This window comes from Haloferax litoreum, assembly GCF_009674605.1.
In the GTDB taxonomy this organism is placed as follows: domain Archaea; phylum Halobacteriota; class Halobacteria; order Halobacteriales; family Haloferacaceae; genus Haloferax; species Haloferax litoreum.
The window spans coordinates 693872-709717 of sequence record NZ_WKJO01000001.1; the positions used below are offsets into that span (position 1 = coordinate 693872).

The following is a 15846-nucleotide window of genomic DNA, read 5'->3' on the forward strand; positions in this document are numbered from 1 at the left end:
GTGTGATTAGACCGCGTCCTTGAGCTCGATTCGCGGGCGAACGCCGAGTGCGACCATCTCGTCTAAGAGCAACTTGAACGCGTAGCTGATGTCGATTTCGTGGATGTTGTCCTCGTCGCCGGTGACGGGGTCGTAGATACGGCGCTGGTCGCGGTCCTCGACGGCGACCATGCCAGTGTCGGCGGAGATGTAGACTTTCTCCTTGTCGGAGGAGTCGAGCAGACGCTCTTGCAGCACCATCGCCGCGCCGTGCCCGATGACGGTGTCACGCTCCATCTCCCCGAGACGGAGACCACCCTCGCGGGCGCGACCTTCCGTCGGTTGACGGGTGAGAACCTGCACGGGACCGCGCGAACGGGCGTGCAGTTTGTTGCTCACCATGTGGTACAACTTGTGGTAGAAGATGATGCCGACGAAGATTTCGGCCTCAATCTTCTCGCCGGTGACGCCGGAGTACATGACCTCCTTGCCGGAGGACATGAAGCCGCGCTCTTCCAGTGCCGAGCGAAGTTCGTGTTCGTCTTCGCCCTGGAAGGCGGTCCCGTCGACGCGGCGACCTTCGAGCGCGCCGACTTTGCCACCGAGCATCTCCAGCACGTGACCGACCGTCATACGCGACGGCAGTGCGTGCGGGTTGAGGACGAGGTCAGGGACGACGCCGTCTGCGGTAAAGGGCATGTCTTCTTGCGGCGCAAGGTGGCCGATGACACCCTTCTGTCCGTGCCGGGACGCGAACTTGTCTCCGAGTTCCGGAACGCGCTGGTCACGGACGGAGACCTTGGCGAGTTTCGACCCGTCTTCACCCTCCATGAGGGTGACGGTGTCGACGACACCGGACTCGCCCGAGCGCATCGTGACGGACGTTTCACGGCGCTTCTGCGGCGAGAGACCGGCCATGTCGTCGGGTTCTTCGAGGAACCGCGGCGGCGAAGTCTTGCCGAGGAGGACGGAGTTCTCGTCGACGACGGTCTCTGGGTTGACGAGGCCGTCTTCGTCGAGGTGCGAGTACGCGTCTTCACCGCGCGCACCGCGCACGTCCTGCGACGGAATCTCGAAGCGGTCTTCCTGTCCACCGGGGTAGCGGCGCTCTTCGCCCTCGTAGGTACGGAAGAAGTGCGAACGGGCGAGTGCGCGCTCGACCGACCCCTTGTTCATGACGAGTGCGTCCTCGATGTTGAACCCCTCGTAGGACATCACGGCGACGACGAAGTTCTGTGCCGCCGGGCGCTCGTCGAACCCAATCTGCTCCGTGGTCTGGGTCTTGACCATCGAGAGCTGTGGGTAGTGCATGAGGTGCTGGCGGGTGTCCGGGCGGATACGGTAGTTCGCGGCCGGAATCCCCAGCGACTGCTTCATCATCCCTGCACCCATCGTAATACGCGGCGAGGCGTTGTGTTCCGGGTACGGAATCATCCCGGCACCGATACCGAAGATGAGTTGCGGGTCGATTTCGAGGTGCGTGTGGTCTTCGTTGAGTTCGTCTTCGTCGACCGAGACGTAGATGTCCTCTTCTTCTTCGGCGTCGATGAACTCGACGAGTCCTCGCTCGACGAGGTCCTCGAAGTCGAGTTCGTCGTTCTCGAGTGCTTCGACGTGTTCGTCTGTGAGCAGCGGTTCACCGTCTTCGACGACGATGAGAGGACGACGGGCACGCCCGGCGTCTGCGTTGATGATTACTTCGCGGGTGCGCTCCTTGACGGAGACGTTCACCATCTGGCTGACGTCGCCGCGGCGACGCGCCTCGCGAATCTGCGCTGCGAGTTGGTTGGGGTCGGGGTGCGTCCCGACGAGACTACCGTTGACGTATACTTTCGCTTCTCGCTGTGCCTGAGCCATGTTAGTCGTCTGCGGGTGTGGCGTCGATGCTGTCGATGCCGGGGATACCCTCGACACCCATCGACGCGAGTTCTCGTTTCAGTGCCTGTTCGTCTTCGACGTTCTGGGAGAGCTCCATCGCCTGCGCGAAGTTCTTCACCAGTCCACAGTTCGGCCCTTCCGGGGTCTCCGAGGGGCAGATGCGACCCCACTGGGTCGCGTGCAGGTCGCGCGCCTCGAAGTGAGGCTGGGAGCGCGACAGCGGACTGCGAAGGCGGCGCAGGTGAGACAGCACACCCATGTAGTCGGTGCGGTCGACGAGTTGGGAGACGCCGGAGCGGCCACCAACCCAGTTCCCCGTCGCGATGGGGTGTTCGAGGCGCTCCGTGAGCACGTCGGACCGAACCACGGTGTTGACCGTGAGGTTGCGGTTACGCATGTTCGCGCGCTCGAGCTGGTACTTCACGTCACGTGCGAGTTTGTTGAGCGCCGTCCGGAAGAGGTCCTTCATCAGGTCGCCGGAGACCTTGAGGCGCTTGTTGGCGTAGTGGTCTTTGTCGTCGGACTCGCGGCGCTGGAGTGCGAGTTCGAAACACGCCTCGGCCATGCGGCAGAGGTAGTACGCCTTGTTCATGCGGACTTCCTCTTCTTCGGCACCTTCTTCGTGGAGGTGCGGAAGGAGGTAGCGGTCGATGACGTAGTTGGCGCGCTTCAGCTGGTAGTTCTTACCCTGCCCGCCGGCGACGCGCTTCCCGAGTGCCTCGATGGCCTGTTCTTGGGTCTGAACGTCGGCCTCTTCGAGGTTTTCGAGCATGAACTTCACAATCTCCGGGTCGTCGGAGACGCGGTGGACGATTTCCTCGTCGGATTCGAGTCCGAGTGCGCGAACGAGCGTGACGAAGTTGACGCTCCCGGAGACAGACGGGAACGACACTTCGAGGAGTCCTTCGCGGTTGCGCTCACAGAGAACGAGGGCGCGGTAGCCGCGGCGCTGGCTGAAGGTCTTTGCGACCTGAATCTCGTCGCCGTACTTCGTGTCGTACTCGGCGAGAATCTTGTTGGGTGCCAGGTCCTCCGAGGTCATGAGCACGCGCTCGGACCCGTTGACGATGAAGTAGCCGCCGGGGTCGACGGGGTCTTCACCGATTTCGACGAGGTCCTCGTCGGAGAGTTCGGCGATGTTACACTTCGAGGAGCCGACCATGATGGGCATCCGACCGACCTTCGTCTCGGCGGTGTCGACGACGACTTCCTCTTCTTCTTCGCCGCCGCGGACGATGGACATCTCCATGAACACGGGGGCGGAGTAGGTGATGTTGCGCAGGCGCGCTTCCTGCGGGAAGAGCAGTTCCTCGGAACCGTCGGCCTCGCGGACGCGGGGCGTCTCCACGCGGACGCCACCGAGTTCGACGTAGACCGGCTCTTCGCCCTCTTTGTCACCGATGTCGGTCTCGATGGTTGCCTTCTCCTCGACGACTTCGGACATGCCGCGTTCGAGGAAGGCGTTGAAAGAGCGGAAGTGGTGTTCTGCGAGCCGTTCTTCTGAGAAGTACTTACGAGAGACTTCGCGTCGTGCTTGTCGGTTCATTCGATCACCAGTCGATATACGACTGCTTTGTCGGTCGTTCGCGAATTCCGGACGATCTTGATGACGTCACCGGGCTCTGCGTCGTCGGGGAGCGCCGGGTCTTTCCGCTTGATCTTCGGGAGATTCGTCTTCACGACGTTGTACTCCTGTAACACACTCTCGACTTCCTCGTCGTCGAGAACCGTGTGTTCTGGAACCAGTGTGTGTTGGCTTACGTCTACCATGTATGGTGCTGCTGGGTGCTGGAAGAAGCTGTCACGGGATACTACGGCAGATTTTGGCAGCCATCCATTTAACACTTGTTAACTGCGTCGAAGAAAGGCGAGGCTATCGGAGGTCACGCACCGGAGATGCGCGAATCGTCACGTATTGGCATGGGGTATCTCGATATAAATGTCTTCGGGGCAAGAATCGCGGTACCGCGGGCCATGGGCAAATCAGATGGTAAGTCTTATCTATAAACCTCGGCTACGAATGAGTGCAGACGGAGGGCCCGGGTGGTGTAGTGGCCCATCATACGACCCTGTCACGGTCGTGACGCGGGTTCAAATCCCGCCTCGGGCGCTCTCCGTATCCGACAACTCACTTCAGTAAGCCCGGGTGGTGTAGTGGCCCATCATACGACCCTGTCACGGTCGTGACGCGGGTTCAAATCCCGCCTCGGGCGCTTTTCCGAACGTTACAGGCCAAGCGATGCGTCTCGTCGCGTCGTGCCCCTACGTGCTGTAAACGCCCAGACAAAGGGATTTGAACCAGCGAGCAACGCGAAGCGTTGCGAGTGAGGTCACGCGAGCGAAGCGAGCGTGGGCGGGGAAACTAGTACTCACCAATCGGCAGATGATGCATGGCCCACATCGTCCACATGCTCTCCCCGTCGGACTGGGACACCTTCGAACAGACGGGAGAGTATCGACCCAACTCACTCAGCGAACAAGGGTTCGTCCACTGTTCGAAACCGGGGCAAATCGTCGTCGTCGCCGACGTGGCCCACGCACACCGCGACGAGTGGGTGCTCCTGTTACTGGACGAATCACGTTTAGAATCACCCGTCCGGTACGAAACAAACGAAGACGGTGGAAGCGCGTTTCCGCACGTCTACGGCCCGCTGACGCTCGGTGCAGTCGTCGATTCGTTCGAATTCGTCCGAGACGAGACCGGCTTTCGCCTTCCAGATGGGATGCTAAACTACGAGTCGCGGTGAAGGGCTGACTGCCTCACCCAACAATCCCGCCCATCGCCCCACCAATCGCTACTCCAACCAACGCCGCCAGCAACGTGCCGAAGGCGTACCGTGCCGCCGTCCGATAGTCACCCACGTCGAGGAGTTCAGCGACACCCACCGCGAACGACGAGAACGTCGTAAATGCGCCGCAGAATCCCGTTCCAGCGAGCGTCGCCGTCGCGTCACCCACTGGCGCAGTCACGACGAACCCAAGCGCGATGCTCCCGAGGACGTTGACCGTAAAGGTGCTCCACTTACCGACGATTTGTTGGTCCACGACGTGCCGGGAGAGTGCGCCGAGCATGCCGCCGACGCCGACGAGCACCACGGACGAAAACGAGAGAGTCACAGTTTCTTCCCTCCGACGAAGAGACCCAGTGCTGCGGCGCTAAATCCGAGGACGTAGTTCGCGCCGACGTTGAGCAGTCCGCCCGTCATCGTCAGTTCGGCCGTCTGAACAGCGAAGGTACTGTAGGTGGTAAACGACGAGAGCAGACCCGTCCCGAAGAGCAACTGCACCCGGCGTGAGGAGACGGTGGTGACGAACGTCCCGAGGACGAAACTCCCGAGGACGTTCACGACGAGTGTCCCGCCGGTTCCGGGGATGCCGACGGCGACGAGAAAGCGCAACGTCGCCCCGAAGAAGCCACCAACGGCGACCAACGCCAGTTCCGAACGGTCCATACCGTCCCTCACCCGGAGAGGTTACTCTATGGTTTCGGAAGCGACGCGCGACGAGGCGGCCGTCGGGCTTGCACCCCCGTCTGACGTCTCACGCGAGCGCACGCGAACGTCGTGAACCGACTCCGTCGTGTCGTCGACGACGAGTGCACACCCGCGCTCGGTGGGGAGTCGAGACGCCACCGACTCGGCGAAGTACGTCGGGTCGGCGGCGGCCATCGCCGACACGTCGGGGCCGGCGGTGAGTCGGTGGACGATTCGAAGGTCGGCCTGCGAGAGTGCCACGTCGGGGAGCGCGGAGGGTCGCTGGGTCGCCAGCACGATGCCGACGCCCGGTGCGCGCCCACGCGTGAGAAGTGTCCGAAGCGCAGGTTCGGCGGTGTTGCCGACGAACGCGTGGGCTTCGTCCACCAGTACCCACGGAATCCGACCGACTGACGCCGTGAGACGGGCGTCGTACAGTCCACGAGCGACGACCCGGACCACGGCGCTCGCGGGTATCGAGTCCATCTCCGAGAGGTCGAGGACGTCCGGTTCAGGGCCACAGAGGTCAGTGGGGTCCAGTCCGTCGGGGTCGAACACGTCCCACGAGTCGGCGAGTGAGAGATGGTTCGTCGCCGCACGTCTCGTTGCTTCCGACGCGTCGGCGTCTGCCACTGCGTCGCGCATCCCCGCGAGTGAGTCCTCGCTGGCGGCGAGTTGCCAGACGAGCGACCCCACCGGTCCTGTCGGGTCGAGGCCGAGAAGGTTGGGCCACGCACTCGGTGGGAGTGCGTCGGCACGAACCAACGGCGAACGGTGGACCGTCGCCCCGACAGGTGCATCTTCGAGGCCGGTGAAGACGCCCATCGGGTCAACGACGACTGGTGCGACGCCGTCAGCGTGGGCCAATCCTTCGGCGACGACGCCGAGTGTGTGTGACTTTCCGCTCCCGCGTTTGCCGACGACGATAGCCGCGTGCGGGTGATTGACGTCGAGTTCGACGGGTGCGCCATCACTCCCGTCGCGTGCGCGGTAGAACCCGAACCGACAGGCTGGGCCCGTTGGTTCGTCCGAATCAGTGGTGCGGCCGATGACGTGCATGGCGACTGGTGGCCGCGGAATGTAACTTGAACCTCGGGACGAGAGTTTATATACGAAACCGCGGCCAGACGGGCTATGCTCGAAGTGTTCCGCTCGGATACGCGCGCCATCGAAGGTCTGCCAGTTCGTCTCGTCGTCGCACTCGTCGTCGGCGTCGCCAGCATGAGTGTCATGCTCAACATGCTCTCTGGCGTGCAGGGTCTCGCCACCTCAGAACTCGACGTGAAACCGTCGCCCGATGTCGTCGAACCGGGCGAACGGGACCTGACGTTCACCGTCGTCGACCACGAGGGCAACCCGGTCGAAGGCGCGACAGTCATCGTGAAATCCGGCACCGCCGAACTCGGTGACGACGGTATTCCGAGGGCGGAGACTGACGACGGGGGGACGGCGACGATTTCGCTCGACCCTGACCTCGCTGCCAATCGCGAAGACGGCACACTCGTCGTCGACGTGAAACCACCCGCAGGAAGTTCGTTCGTGGACCGTCGCGAGAACACGAACATCCTCGTCGTGCAGGGGTGAGGTGCTGGCCCATTGAGTCGTGAACCGACCGCGTGTGCGTCCTCAGCGCTCGGGGTGCGTCGGTGCGTCGAACCCACCGCGAACGAGCGGTTTCGCGATGTGCCGGCGGGCACACGGCGGTACTTCGTACCACCCGGTTTCGAGGTCACGTTCGACCGGACGCTCGACCTTTCCGGGCGCGTCGGTGCCACAATCGCGACACCGGTAGCCTTGGTTGCGACCTGCGCTCTTCATCGTGCGACCACAGTCGGGACAGACGGGTGTCGCAGGTTCTGTCCGAACGAGGTCACGGACCGCGAACTTCTCCAGTTTGAGCGTTCCCTCGGTTACCTCGCCACAGACCGTGAGGCGGTCACCGACGCGGAGTGACCGAACCCGATTCCGGAAGCGCTTCGTCGGTTCGAACGCGGCCATCGTGACTTCTGAGTCGTCTGCTTCGAGGTCGAAGAAGACGTGGCCACCAGTCCGAGTTTCAGGGGCCGAGGCGACAGTTCCTGTCGTCCGATACGCTCGGCCGTCTCGGAGGGCCGAGAGCGACCCCTCGCGTAAGTGCGCGTCGCTGCCCTGATTCGTGAGGAACGTCGCCGACCGGTCGACGGGTTCGGACTCGATTGCCTCGGCAACCTCGCGGACCACGTCCGGGTCGTCGCCGCGGATACCGTGGAGAATCGGACCGGGGGCGTTGGGAACGCAGACTGCTTCGCCCTCGCCGTGGTCGACCGTGTCCCACGCCGCCGGGTACGCGGCATCGGCCGCCTCGAAGACGGAGTCGATATCCACCTCACGCGAGGTTCCGCAGCGGTGGAACTCCCGGTAGGAGATGTGTTCGTACGTCCACTCGTCGAAGGCCGCCCACGCGCCGACGGCGGCGAGTGCACCGATTCGGCCACGACCACCGTGCCACCCCTCGCTCAGGAACCCCGACACGGAGGCCAGCGTTTCTGCGTCGTCCACGTCGTGGAAGTCGCGGATGGCGTCGCGTGCGAAGTCGGCCACGGCAGTCGAGACGGTGTCGGGCGACCCCGGTGCGACGACGAGGCCCGGACTGGTCCGGTCGTCGTCCGCAATCGCCCACCGGTCGAGTTCGGCGCTCGCTACGTCGAAAGCCGTTCCCGCCGGGAGGTCGGTGTGGATAGCCAAGGCGGCGTTTCCGCGCGTCTTGTGCTCCACAGCGGGGTTCAATCGGACGAGGAGTCGTCGTTCGACGGTCCCACCGTGCGCCTCGATACTCTCGGCGACCAGCGTCGCGAGGTAGGTCGTACACATCCCGAGAGTACGGGAGTCGGTGTCGTCGAGGCCGATGACCGTCATCGCCGGAGATAGCCGAAGGGTGAAGTAACGCCTTTCGGGTCGGTGACGACTATATAAATGCGTGCGAAGAAAGGGAGACGAGTCCGCGAGGGCGGCGATATCCGGGGAAAACGCTTTATGGGCCGAATCACTTATTGCCCCCTATGTCCCGGTCAGCGCTGGTTGGTAACGTCGCCGCGATGCTCCAAGACGCGGGCTTCGTCGTGAGCGACCGTATCGCCATCCGGCCGAAGAGCTTCGACCTCGCCGCCCGGAGGGGTGAGGACCTGTTGCTCCTCAAGATACTGGGGAACATCGACGCGTTCGACGGCGTCACCGGCGCAGAGATGCGCCGACTCGGGTCGTACCTCGACGCGACGCCCCTCGTCGTCGGCCTTCGCACCCGCGACGAGGACCTCAAACCCGGCGTCGTCTACTTCCGTCACGGCGTGCCGGTGTTGAACCCCGACTCCGCGATGGATATGTTCGTCGAGGGCGTCCCACCGCTCATCTACGCCGCGCCCGGTGGCCTCTACGTGAGCATCGACGGCGACATCCTCGCCGAGGAACGCAAAGAACGCGGCTGGAGCCTCGGCCGCCTCGCGACCGAACTCGGCGTCTCTCGCCGGACCGTCTCGAAGTACGAAAGCGGGATGAACGCGAGTATCGAAGTCGCGATTCAACTCGAAGAGTTGTTCGACCGACCCTTCTCGAACCCGGTCGACGTGCTGGAAGGTGCCGAAGACGTGCGCGACGCCGAACCGACGCCGGACGACCCGGCGGCAGACCCGGACGACGAACACGTCGTCTCGGTCCTCACGCAGGCGGGATTTACCGTCCATCCAACGTCCCGCGCACCGTTCAAAGCCGTGAGCGAAGACGCCGGGCGGCGCAAGAAGACGAACGTCCTCACCGGCCACTCGCCGTTCACCCGGAGTGCCGAGAAGCGCGCACAGATTATGTCGTCACTGGGTGAGATTACGCGCACGCGCTCTGTGTACTTCGTCGAAGAGAATCAAAAGCGCGAGTCGGTCGATGGGACCGGCATCGTCAGTTGCGAGGAACTCGCCGACATCAACGACCCCGACGAGATTCGCGACCTGATTCGAGAACGCGCCCGCGACCCGGCCGAAATCTGACGGCGGGTATCGCACGCGGCGACACCCTCGCACACGACGTCCCTCGGCGCGCAGAATTATCGTGACTCCCAGCGTAGCCACCGGTATGGCGAAGTCGAGAGAGGCGTCGCGGGCGGAAGTGGAGTCACTCGCCGCAGCAGTCCTGCGAGTCGTCGAGTCGTGGCCGGACGTAGAGCGGACGACGATGTTCGGAAAGCCATCGTTCCGGGCGAACGGGACGCTGTTTGCCGTGGTATCCGAGCAAGGGCTTTCGTTCACGTCGCTCCCGGACGACGCCCGCGTCGCCGTCGCAGAGCACCATCGAATCCTCCCGTTCGAGGCGAACGGCCGACTCGTCGGGTCGTGGGCGACAGTCGACATCGAACCGAATCGGGTTCGTGAACTTACCGACGCGCTTCGGGCGAGTTACGAGACGGCACACCGCAGAAAAGCGTAGGTGCGTCGAACAGCGGAAAAGAGAGCGTCACTGGCGTCGTTCGTGGCGGGAAGTGCGGTACCACTGGGCCGCACTTCGTTCGAGCGAGATTACGCTGCCGACCCGTAGGTCTCTTCGAGGTACTGGACGATATCGCTGCTCTCGGGCATTCCCTCGACGTCGTTTTCTTCGTCGACGAGCACGGGCACACCGGTTTGCCCGCTAATCTCTTTGACTTCGGTCCGTTCGTGGTGGGCGCGAGGAACCATCCGCGACTCGTACTCCAAGTCGAGTTCGGCGAGTTTGTTTCTGACCTTGATACAGAACGGACAGCCCGATACCTCGTAGAGGATGAGGTTTGACATCAGCCGTTGGTATGGAAGCCGAAATGAAAAGGGCGACGGAGCTGTGTGTCGGCGATGCAATGCGAAGAGGCGCTGAAGCGGCCGAACTGAGAGACCGCGAGCGCTTGCCGCCTCAGACCTGCGCTTGCAGCATGCCGGAGGTCCGGACGACGAAGTAGATAAAGAACGCGACGGCGAGGGCCCACTGGCCCGCGCTGATGTCGTCGTACTCGCCGGAGGCGACTTTCACGAGGGGGTACGAGACGATGCCCGCCGCGATGCCGTAGGCGATGGAGTAGGTGAACGGCATGATGAGGATGGTCATACCGGCCGGAATCGTGTGAGAGAGGTTGTCCCACTCGATGTCGACGACGTTGCGGAGCATCACGACGCCGATGACGACGAGCGCGATGTGCGACGCGTAGAGGGGAACTGCGGTCGCGAGGGGGATGAGCGCGAGCGACGCGAGGAACAAGAGTGCGACGACGAGTGCCGTCAGGCCGGTGCGGCCGCCCTCTTCGACACCCGTCGCGGACTCGATGTAGGTCGTGACCGTGGAGGTACCGAGCATGGCACCCACGGTGGTTCCGACTGCGTCGGCCATGAGCGGCTTGTCGATGTCAGGGAGGTTGCCGTCTTCGTCGAGGAAGTCAGCGGCCTGCCCGACACCGACGAGGGTGCCCGCGGTGTCGAAGAAGTCCACGAAGAAGAACGTGAAGACGATGAGGGCGAAACTGAACGCCTCGATGCCGCCAAAGCCGGAGATGAACGCACCGGCGAGGGGCGTGATGTCGTAGGTTGCGGCCGAAGAGCCAGCGACGAGGCCGGCCTCGGGAGAGACGACACCGAACGTGGTGAGCGCCCACCCGAGAATCGAGGTGCCGGCGATGCCGATGATGATCGACCCGGGGATACCCGCGGCGTAGAGGCCGAACGTGAGGAACAGGCCGACGACCGAGACGATTGCGACCGGGTTGGACGCGAGGTTACCGAGCGTGAGCAGGGTCGCCGGGTCGTTGACGACGATGCCCATCGCTTGCAGGCCGATGATGGTCAAGAACAGGCCGATACCGGTCCCGACAGCCATCTTGACCGGTTGCGGGAACACCTTGATGATGGCTTCACGCGCGCCGACAGCGGTGAGGGCGATGAAGACGAGACCCTCGACGAAGACGGCGGCGAGTGCCGTCTGCCACGAGACGCCGAGCGCACCGACGACGGTGAACGCGAAGAAGGCGTTCAGCCCGAGACCGGGCGCTTGCGCGAACGGTCGATTGGCGTAGAACGCCATCACGAGTGTGGCGACGACGGCAGCGAGGATGGTTACGACCGCGAGCATCGACTGGACCTGCCCCGGACCGAATCCGGAGATGATGACGCCCGGTTTCGCGTCCGGGATACCCGTCATGATGGCAGGGTTGACGACGACGATGTAGGACATCGTCAGGAACGTCGTGATGCCGGCGATGATTTCGGTCCCGACCGAGGACCCGTGTTTATGCACGTCGAAGTAATTTGCGAGGGTTTCAGAGAGCCCCATGATGCACGACTAAGCATACCCACGATTGCACACATAAGCATTACCATCTCCAGAGAAAATATATACAAGTTCGTGCATTAACGCGTGGGTTTGAGCAAGGCTACCAACACGCCCGTGACTACTTACGGTCGGGATAGGCCTGGAAAAAGGACAGTCTTGTTAGTGCACTATCACGAGAGACCACCGGAACGGACGACGAAGTAGGCGACGAACGCCGCCGCGAGGGCCCAATGGCCGGGTCGGAGGTCTTCGGCGTCGCCGACGGCCACCTTCACGAGTGGGTACGAGACGATGCCCGCGGCGATGCCGTAGGCGATAGAGTACGTAAAGGGCATCACGAGCATGGTGAGTCCCGCCGGAACGAGCGACGCGGTGTCGTCGAAGTCGATATCGACCACGTTCTGGAGCATCACGACGCCGATGACGACGACGGCGATGTGCGAGGCAAAGAGCGGAATCGCCGCCACGAGCGGGACGAGTGGAATCGCCACGAGGAACAAGAGTGCGACGACGAGCGCAGTCATCCCGGTTCGGCCACCCTCCTGAACACCGGTTGCCGACTCGATGTAGGTCGTCACGGGCGACGTGCCGAGTGCGCCGCCGGCGGTGGTCGCCACGGCGTCGGCCATGAGTGGTTTCTCCACCTCGGGCAGGTCGCCATCGTCGTCGAGGAACCCGGCGGCCTGTCCGACGCCGGTCAGTGCGCCGGCGGTGTTGAAGAAGTCCACGAAGAACAGGACGAAGACGACGAGGGCGAACGAGACGGGGTCGATTCGCGAGAATCCGCCGACGAACGACCCGGCGATGGGCGAGATATCGTACGTCGCGCCCGCGGCAGCACCGGGGACGACGAGGTCGAACGTCCCCACGACGGGGAGCGAGACGGGGGTGGTCGCGGCGGCGACGACGAGTCCTGTGTTGACTCCGACGAGGCCGAGTTGCGTCACGACCCACCCGAGTGCCGTCGTACCGAGGATACCGAGGACGATTGCACCGCGGGTGCCGCGCGCGTAGAGGCCGAACGTGAGGAACAGTCCGACGACCGAGAGGATAGCAATCGGGTCCGAGGCGACGTTGCCGAGGCCCACCAGTGTCGCCGGGTCGTCGACGACGACGCGCATCTCTTGGAGTCCGATGATAGCCAAGAAGAGGCCCAGACCGGTCCCGACGGAGAGTTTGACCGGTTCTGGGAAGAGTCGGAGAATGTACTTCCGTGCGCCGAGTGCCGTGAGGGCCACGAAGAGCACCCCTTCCACGAAGACGGCGGCGAGCGCTGTCTGCCACGGAATCCCGAGTGCACCCACTGCGGTGAAGGCGAACACCGCGTTGATACCCATCCCCGGTGCCTGTGCGAACGGTCGCTTCGCGTAGAGTGCCATGACGAGCGTTCCGATTGCGGCCGAGAGGATGGTGACGACGGCCAGCATCTGCTGGACCGTTCCTACCTCGTACCCCGGAAGCACGATGCCCGGTTTCGCGCCCGCGACACCCGCGAGGATGGCCGGGTTGGCAACGACGATGTAGGACATCGTCAGGAACGTCGTGAGACCCGCCAGCACTTCGGTTCGAAGCGTCGTGTCGTGCGCCTCGAAGTCGAAGTACGACCCGAGGGAGTCGGCCACGCCGGCGAGGCCGACGCTCTCGTCTACGTGCTGCATCCAATCCATATCGTAACCCGTCGGGTCGATGCGAAACTGGGTGAAAAGGATACTGAAATCCCCGGCCGCGTGGGGTGTGTCGCCGTTACTCGAAGATGCTGAGTGCGCCGACCGGCGCGTCCGTGAGTTCACGGGCACGGCTGGTTCCTTCGTCGCCGACGGCGATGAGGGCGAAGACGCCGGCGATGTTCGCGTCGGCTTGCAGGGCGATATCTAAGAGGAGTTCCTGCGTCTCACCGGAGCGGATGAGGTCATCCACGACGAGGACGCGTTCGCCGGCGTCGATGGCGCTGGCGGGGAGGTAGTACGTCAGTTCGATACCGGAGGCGAGGCGCTGACGGGACTCGATGAATTCCTCGACGGCGGTCTCTTTGGACTTCTTCGCGTACGCGAGACGGGCACCGAAGTAACTCGCCATCGCGGCACCGAGGGTGATGCCGTCGGTCGCGGCGGTCAAGACCACGTCAGGGCGTTCGAACCCGAGCGTGTTCGCCGCGACGGGGGCCACAAGGTCGAGGAACGACTGGTCGAAGACGACGTCCGAGTTGTCGACGTACCCTTCGTCGTCGAAGCGAACGCGGGCCTCCAGTTCGTCCGCGAGTGCGTCGCGTCCGACTCCTTCGACGACCTCACGGGCGCGTTCGACACCGGGCAAGACGTGCCCGTTGACGTAGCGGTTGAGGTCGCCGGCCGGCAACCCAGTCAACTCGGCGAGTTCGTCGTACGTCCGGGTCTCTTTGAGCATCCGGAGTACGGAGACTGCCTGTAACTGGAGTGCGGCCTTCTCTGCTCTGTTCATGCCTTCGCGTTCGTGCTTGCACAAAAATGAATACTTCGATTGCTTTCTGTGCGTGAATTAGTCACAGGCGTGTATTAGGCACGAACGTGCTTAGCTGTCGGCGTCGGCGAGTAGGTCCTCGGCGGTGAGGAGCGACTGGAGTTCGATATCGTGCTCGGCGAGCAGTTCGTCTGCACCCTCTTGGCGGTCGACGACGACGACGACGCGGTCCACGACGGCACCCGCCTCACGGAGTGCCTCGACGGCGTCCACGGCGCTCTGGCCGGTCGTCGCGATGTCTTCGAGGACGACGACGTGTTCGCCTTCCTCCAGCGCACCTTCGATGCGCTTGGCCGTGCCGTACTCCTTGGCCTTCTTCCGGGCGATGACGTAGGGCTTGCCCGTCTCGACGGACGTTGCGGCCACGAGCGGGACTGCACCGAGGGCGACACCCGCCAGTTTGTCGTCGTCTGCGACGACCTCGGCGAACGCCTCGGCGATGAGTTTCAGACACCGGGGGTCGGTCTCGAAGAGGTACTTGTCGACGTAGTAGCTGGACGTGCCGCCGTGGGAGAGTTCGAATTCACCGAACTGGACCGCGTCGGCGTCGCGAAGCGCCGCGATGAGTTCTGAGTTCGCCATCTTGTTTCGAGAGGTATCACAGAGGCGCTTAAGCGGGACGGTTCGGGTGGGCGGACCCACGCGTTCGACTCAGCGGTAGCGGAGTTCTGCGTACACCCCGTAGACGACTGCGAGGAGGCCAACGACCGCACCGACCCACCGAAGGGGCGAGGTGGCCGTCCAGACCAGTGCCGCGGAGACGACGACGATACTCGCTACGGCGAGTCGGGCGACCCACAGTTGCCGCTTTGCCGTCTTCTGGTCCAGTGCCTCGTCGATGACGAAGATTTCGATGGCACCGGTGAAGAGAGACCCCAAGAGTTCCAAGAGTAGACTCATCGTGTGTTCGTCGTGACACAACCGGGCATTGTGGGTGTGTCGGTTCGAGACGTGGGGCAAGAAGACACCGGCACTGTACCGCAAGACGAGCGAAGCGAGTTCTTGCGGCTCTTCTCTTTGGTCCAGCTTTCTTCCGGGGGTTTGAGGCGACGGCGGAGCCGTCGCCGATGACCCCCGAAAAGAAAGGCGGAGTGCCGACTACCAGGGCTCGTTCTTCAACCCAAGCAGGTACGCACCGACGTTGGTGACGACGTGGAGAATTGGCGTTATCACGAGGACGACGACGAGGACGGGGAGCGTGAACGTCGCCGTGAACCACGCGGGCGCGGCGACGAACGCGAAGACGAGTGCGCCGACGACGAAGTCGAGTTGGTCGAGGCCGGGGAAGGCGGCACCGCGTTCGCGACCCGAGCGTCGCTTCAGGAACGACGCGCCGATGTCGCCGAGCATCGCGCCGAGTGCGAGACCGAACCCGGCAGTGAGCGGGAACGTCGGCAGGTCGATTCCGACGAGTCCAGACACACTCGGTTCGAGGACGTTGAGGACGACGGCGAGCACCATCCCCGCGAGCGTTCCAGCAGCAGTCCCACGCCACGTCTTTCCATCGCCGAGGATGCGCCGTCCACCCCACGTCCGACCGCCGTCGATGGGGCGGCCCCCGCCAGCGAGGACGGCGGCGTTGTTCGGAACGTACGCAGGCAACATCACCCAGAAGGCGGTGACGACGAGTGCGGCGAGAGAGACGGCCATACCGGTACGTCAAACGGGAGGACTGTAAGTTCCGACGATTCGTTCGAGCCAGTGGCGT

General features: G+C 63.5%; 18 protein-coding genes and 2 tRNA genes. 6 read left to right on the forward strand and 14 right to left on the reverse strand.

Going from position 1 to position 15846, the window contains the following annotated elements; translation table 11 throughout:
* Positions 1-6: 6 nt before the first annotated feature.
* Genes rpoB through GJR96_RS03615 form a run of 3 tightly spaced genes read right to left on the reverse strand, consistent with a single transcriptional unit; the run spans position 7 to position 3627 of the window.
* A complete protein-coding gene (gene rpoB, locus GJR96_RS03605) occupies positions 7-1836 on the reverse strand; it encodes a DNA-directed RNA polymerase subunit B (RefSeq protein WP_058571321.1) in 1830 nt (609 codons plus the stop codon).
* 1 nt (position 1837) lies between these two features.
* On the reverse strand, positions 1838-3403 hold the full coding sequence (locus tag GJR96_RS03610; RefSeq protein WP_151161677.1) for a DNA-directed RNA polymerase subunit B'': 1566 nt from the start codon (positions 3401-3403) through the stop codon (positions 1838-1840).
* Positions 3400-3627: a DNA-directed RNA polymerase subunit H gene (locus GJR96_RS03615; RefSeq protein ID WP_151161678.1), complete on the reverse strand. Its 228-nt coding sequence runs from the start codon at positions 3625-3627 to the stop codon at positions 3400-3402. The genes GJR96_RS03610 and GJR96_RS03615 overlap by 4 nt, the downstream gene beginning before the upstream one ends.
* Positions 3628-3894: 267 nt before the next feature.
* On the opposite strand from GJR96_RS03615, the gene GJR96_RS03620 reads away from it, so the two are divergent.
* The 3 genes from GJR96_RS03620 to GJR96_RS03630 all read left to right on the forward strand — a co-directional run bounded on the left by GJR96_RS03620 (position 3895) and on the right by GJR96_RS03630 (position 4604).
* Positions 3895-3967, forward strand: a tRNA-Asp gene (locus GJR96_RS03620).
* Positions 3968-3997: 30 nt separating this feature from the next.
* Positions 3998-4070 (forward strand) — tRNA-Asp (locus GJR96_RS03625).
* Between the two features lie 177 nt (positions 4071-4247).
* Complete coding sequence (locus GJR96_RS03630) at positions 4248-4604, forward strand: DUF952 domain-containing protein (protein WP_151161679.1); 357 nt, start codon at positions 4248-4250, stop codon at positions 4602-4604.
* A gap of 13 nt (positions 4605-4617) precedes the next feature.
* Here GJR96_RS03630 and GJR96_RS03635 read toward each other — a convergent pair whose 3' ends face one another.
* The 3 genes from GJR96_RS03635 to GJR96_RS03645 are packed head-to-tail and all read right to left on the reverse strand — an operon-like array spanning position 4618 to position 6389.
* A complete protein-coding gene (locus GJR96_RS03635) occupies positions 4618-4974 on the reverse strand; it encodes a fluoride efflux transporter FluC (RefSeq protein WP_151161680.1) in 357 nt (118 codons plus the stop codon).
* Positions 4971-5309, reverse strand: coding sequence for a fluoride efflux transporter FluC (locus GJR96_RS03640; protein ID WP_151161681.1), 339 nt, complete (start codon positions 5307-5309; stop codon positions 4971-4973). The genes GJR96_RS03635 and GJR96_RS03640 overlap by 4 nt, the downstream gene beginning before the upstream one ends.
* Positions 5310-5330: 21 nt before the next feature.
* Complete coding sequence (locus GJR96_RS03645; protein ID WP_151161682.1) at positions 5331-6389, reverse strand: ATP-binding protein; 1059 nt, start codon at positions 6387-6389, stop codon at positions 5331-5333.
* Positions 6390-6464: 75 nt separating this feature from the next.
* Here GJR96_RS03645 and GJR96_RS03650 point away from each other — a divergent pair, with 75 nt between their 5' ends.
* Positions 6465-6914 carry a DUF7382 domain-containing protein gene (locus GJR96_RS03650; RefSeq protein ID WP_151161683.1) on the forward strand — a complete coding sequence of 150 codons (450 nt, stop codon included), beginning with the start codon at positions 6465-6467 and terminating at the stop codon, positions 6912-6914.
* A 42-nt stretch (positions 6915-6956) separates the two neighbouring features.
* On the opposite strand, the gene GJR96_RS03655 is transcribed toward GJR96_RS03650, so the two are convergent.
* Positions 6957-8225: a tRNA(Ile)(2)-agmatinylcytidine synthase gene (locus tag GJR96_RS03655; RefSeq protein WP_151161684.1), complete on the reverse strand. Its 1269-nt coding sequence runs from the start codon at positions 8223-8225 to the stop codon at positions 6957-6959.
* A gap of 143 nt (positions 8226-8368) precedes the next feature.
* Here GJR96_RS03655 and GJR96_RS03660 point away from each other — a divergent pair, with 143 nt between their 5' ends.
* Positions 8369-9343, forward strand: a complete 975-nt coding sequence (locus GJR96_RS03660; protein ID WP_151161685.1) for a transcriptional regulator — start codon at positions 8369-8371, stop codon at positions 9341-9343.
* An 85-nt stretch (positions 9344-9428) separates the two neighbouring features.
* The gene (locus GJR96_RS03665; protein WP_151161686.1) at positions 9429-9779 is read left to right on the forward strand and encodes an MmcQ/YjbR family DNA-binding protein; all 351 of its coding nucleotides are present in this window, start codon (positions 9429-9431) and stop codon (positions 9777-9779) included.
* A gap of 89 nt (positions 9780-9868) precedes the next feature.
* Here the strand turns inward: GJR96_RS03665 and GJR96_RS03670 are convergent, their stop codons facing one another.
* The 7 genes from GJR96_RS03670 to GJR96_RS03700 form a co-directional block, all read right to left on the reverse strand.
* Positions 9869-10123 (reverse strand): glutathione S-transferase N-terminal domain-containing protein, encoded by a 255-nt coding sequence (locus GJR96_RS03670; protein ID WP_151161687.1) that lies wholly within the window; start codon positions 10121-10123, stop codon positions 9869-9871.
* Positions 10124-10235: 112 nt separating this feature from the next.
* Positions 10236-11642, reverse strand: a complete 1407-nt coding sequence (locus tag GJR96_RS03675) for an NCS2 family permease (protein ID WP_151161688.1) — start codon at positions 11640-11642, stop codon at positions 10236-10238.
* Positions 11643-11812: 170 nt separating this feature from the next.
* A complete protein-coding gene (locus GJR96_RS03680; RefSeq protein ID WP_151163894.1) occupies positions 11813-13300 on the reverse strand; it encodes an NCS2 family permease in 1488 nt (495 codons plus the stop codon).
* A gap of 85 nt (positions 13301-13385) precedes the next feature.
* Positions 13386-14099, reverse strand: coding sequence for a phosphoribosyltransferase family protein (locus GJR96_RS03685; RefSeq protein WP_151161689.1), 714 nt, complete (start codon positions 14097-14099; stop codon positions 13386-13388).
* A 90-nt stretch (positions 14100-14189) separates the two neighbouring features.
* Positions 14190-14720: an orotate phosphoribosyltransferase gene (pyrE, locus tag GJR96_RS03690; protein WP_151161690.1), complete on the reverse strand. Its 531-nt coding sequence runs from the start codon at positions 14718-14720 to the stop codon at positions 14190-14192.
* Positions 14721-14789: 69 nt separating this feature from the next.
* Positions 14790-15038 (reverse strand): hypothetical protein, encoded by a 249-nt coding sequence (locus tag GJR96_RS03695; protein WP_151161691.1) that lies wholly within the window; start codon positions 15036-15038, stop codon positions 14790-14792.
* 198 nt (positions 15039-15236) lie between these two features.
* Positions 15237-15788 carry a CDP-2,3-bis-(O-geranylgeranyl)-sn-glycerol synthase gene (locus GJR96_RS03700; RefSeq protein WP_151161692.1) on the reverse strand — a complete coding sequence of 184 codons (552 nt, stop codon included), beginning with the start codon at positions 15786-15788 and terminating at the stop codon, positions 15237-15239.
* Positions 15789-15846 lie beyond the last annotated feature (58 nt).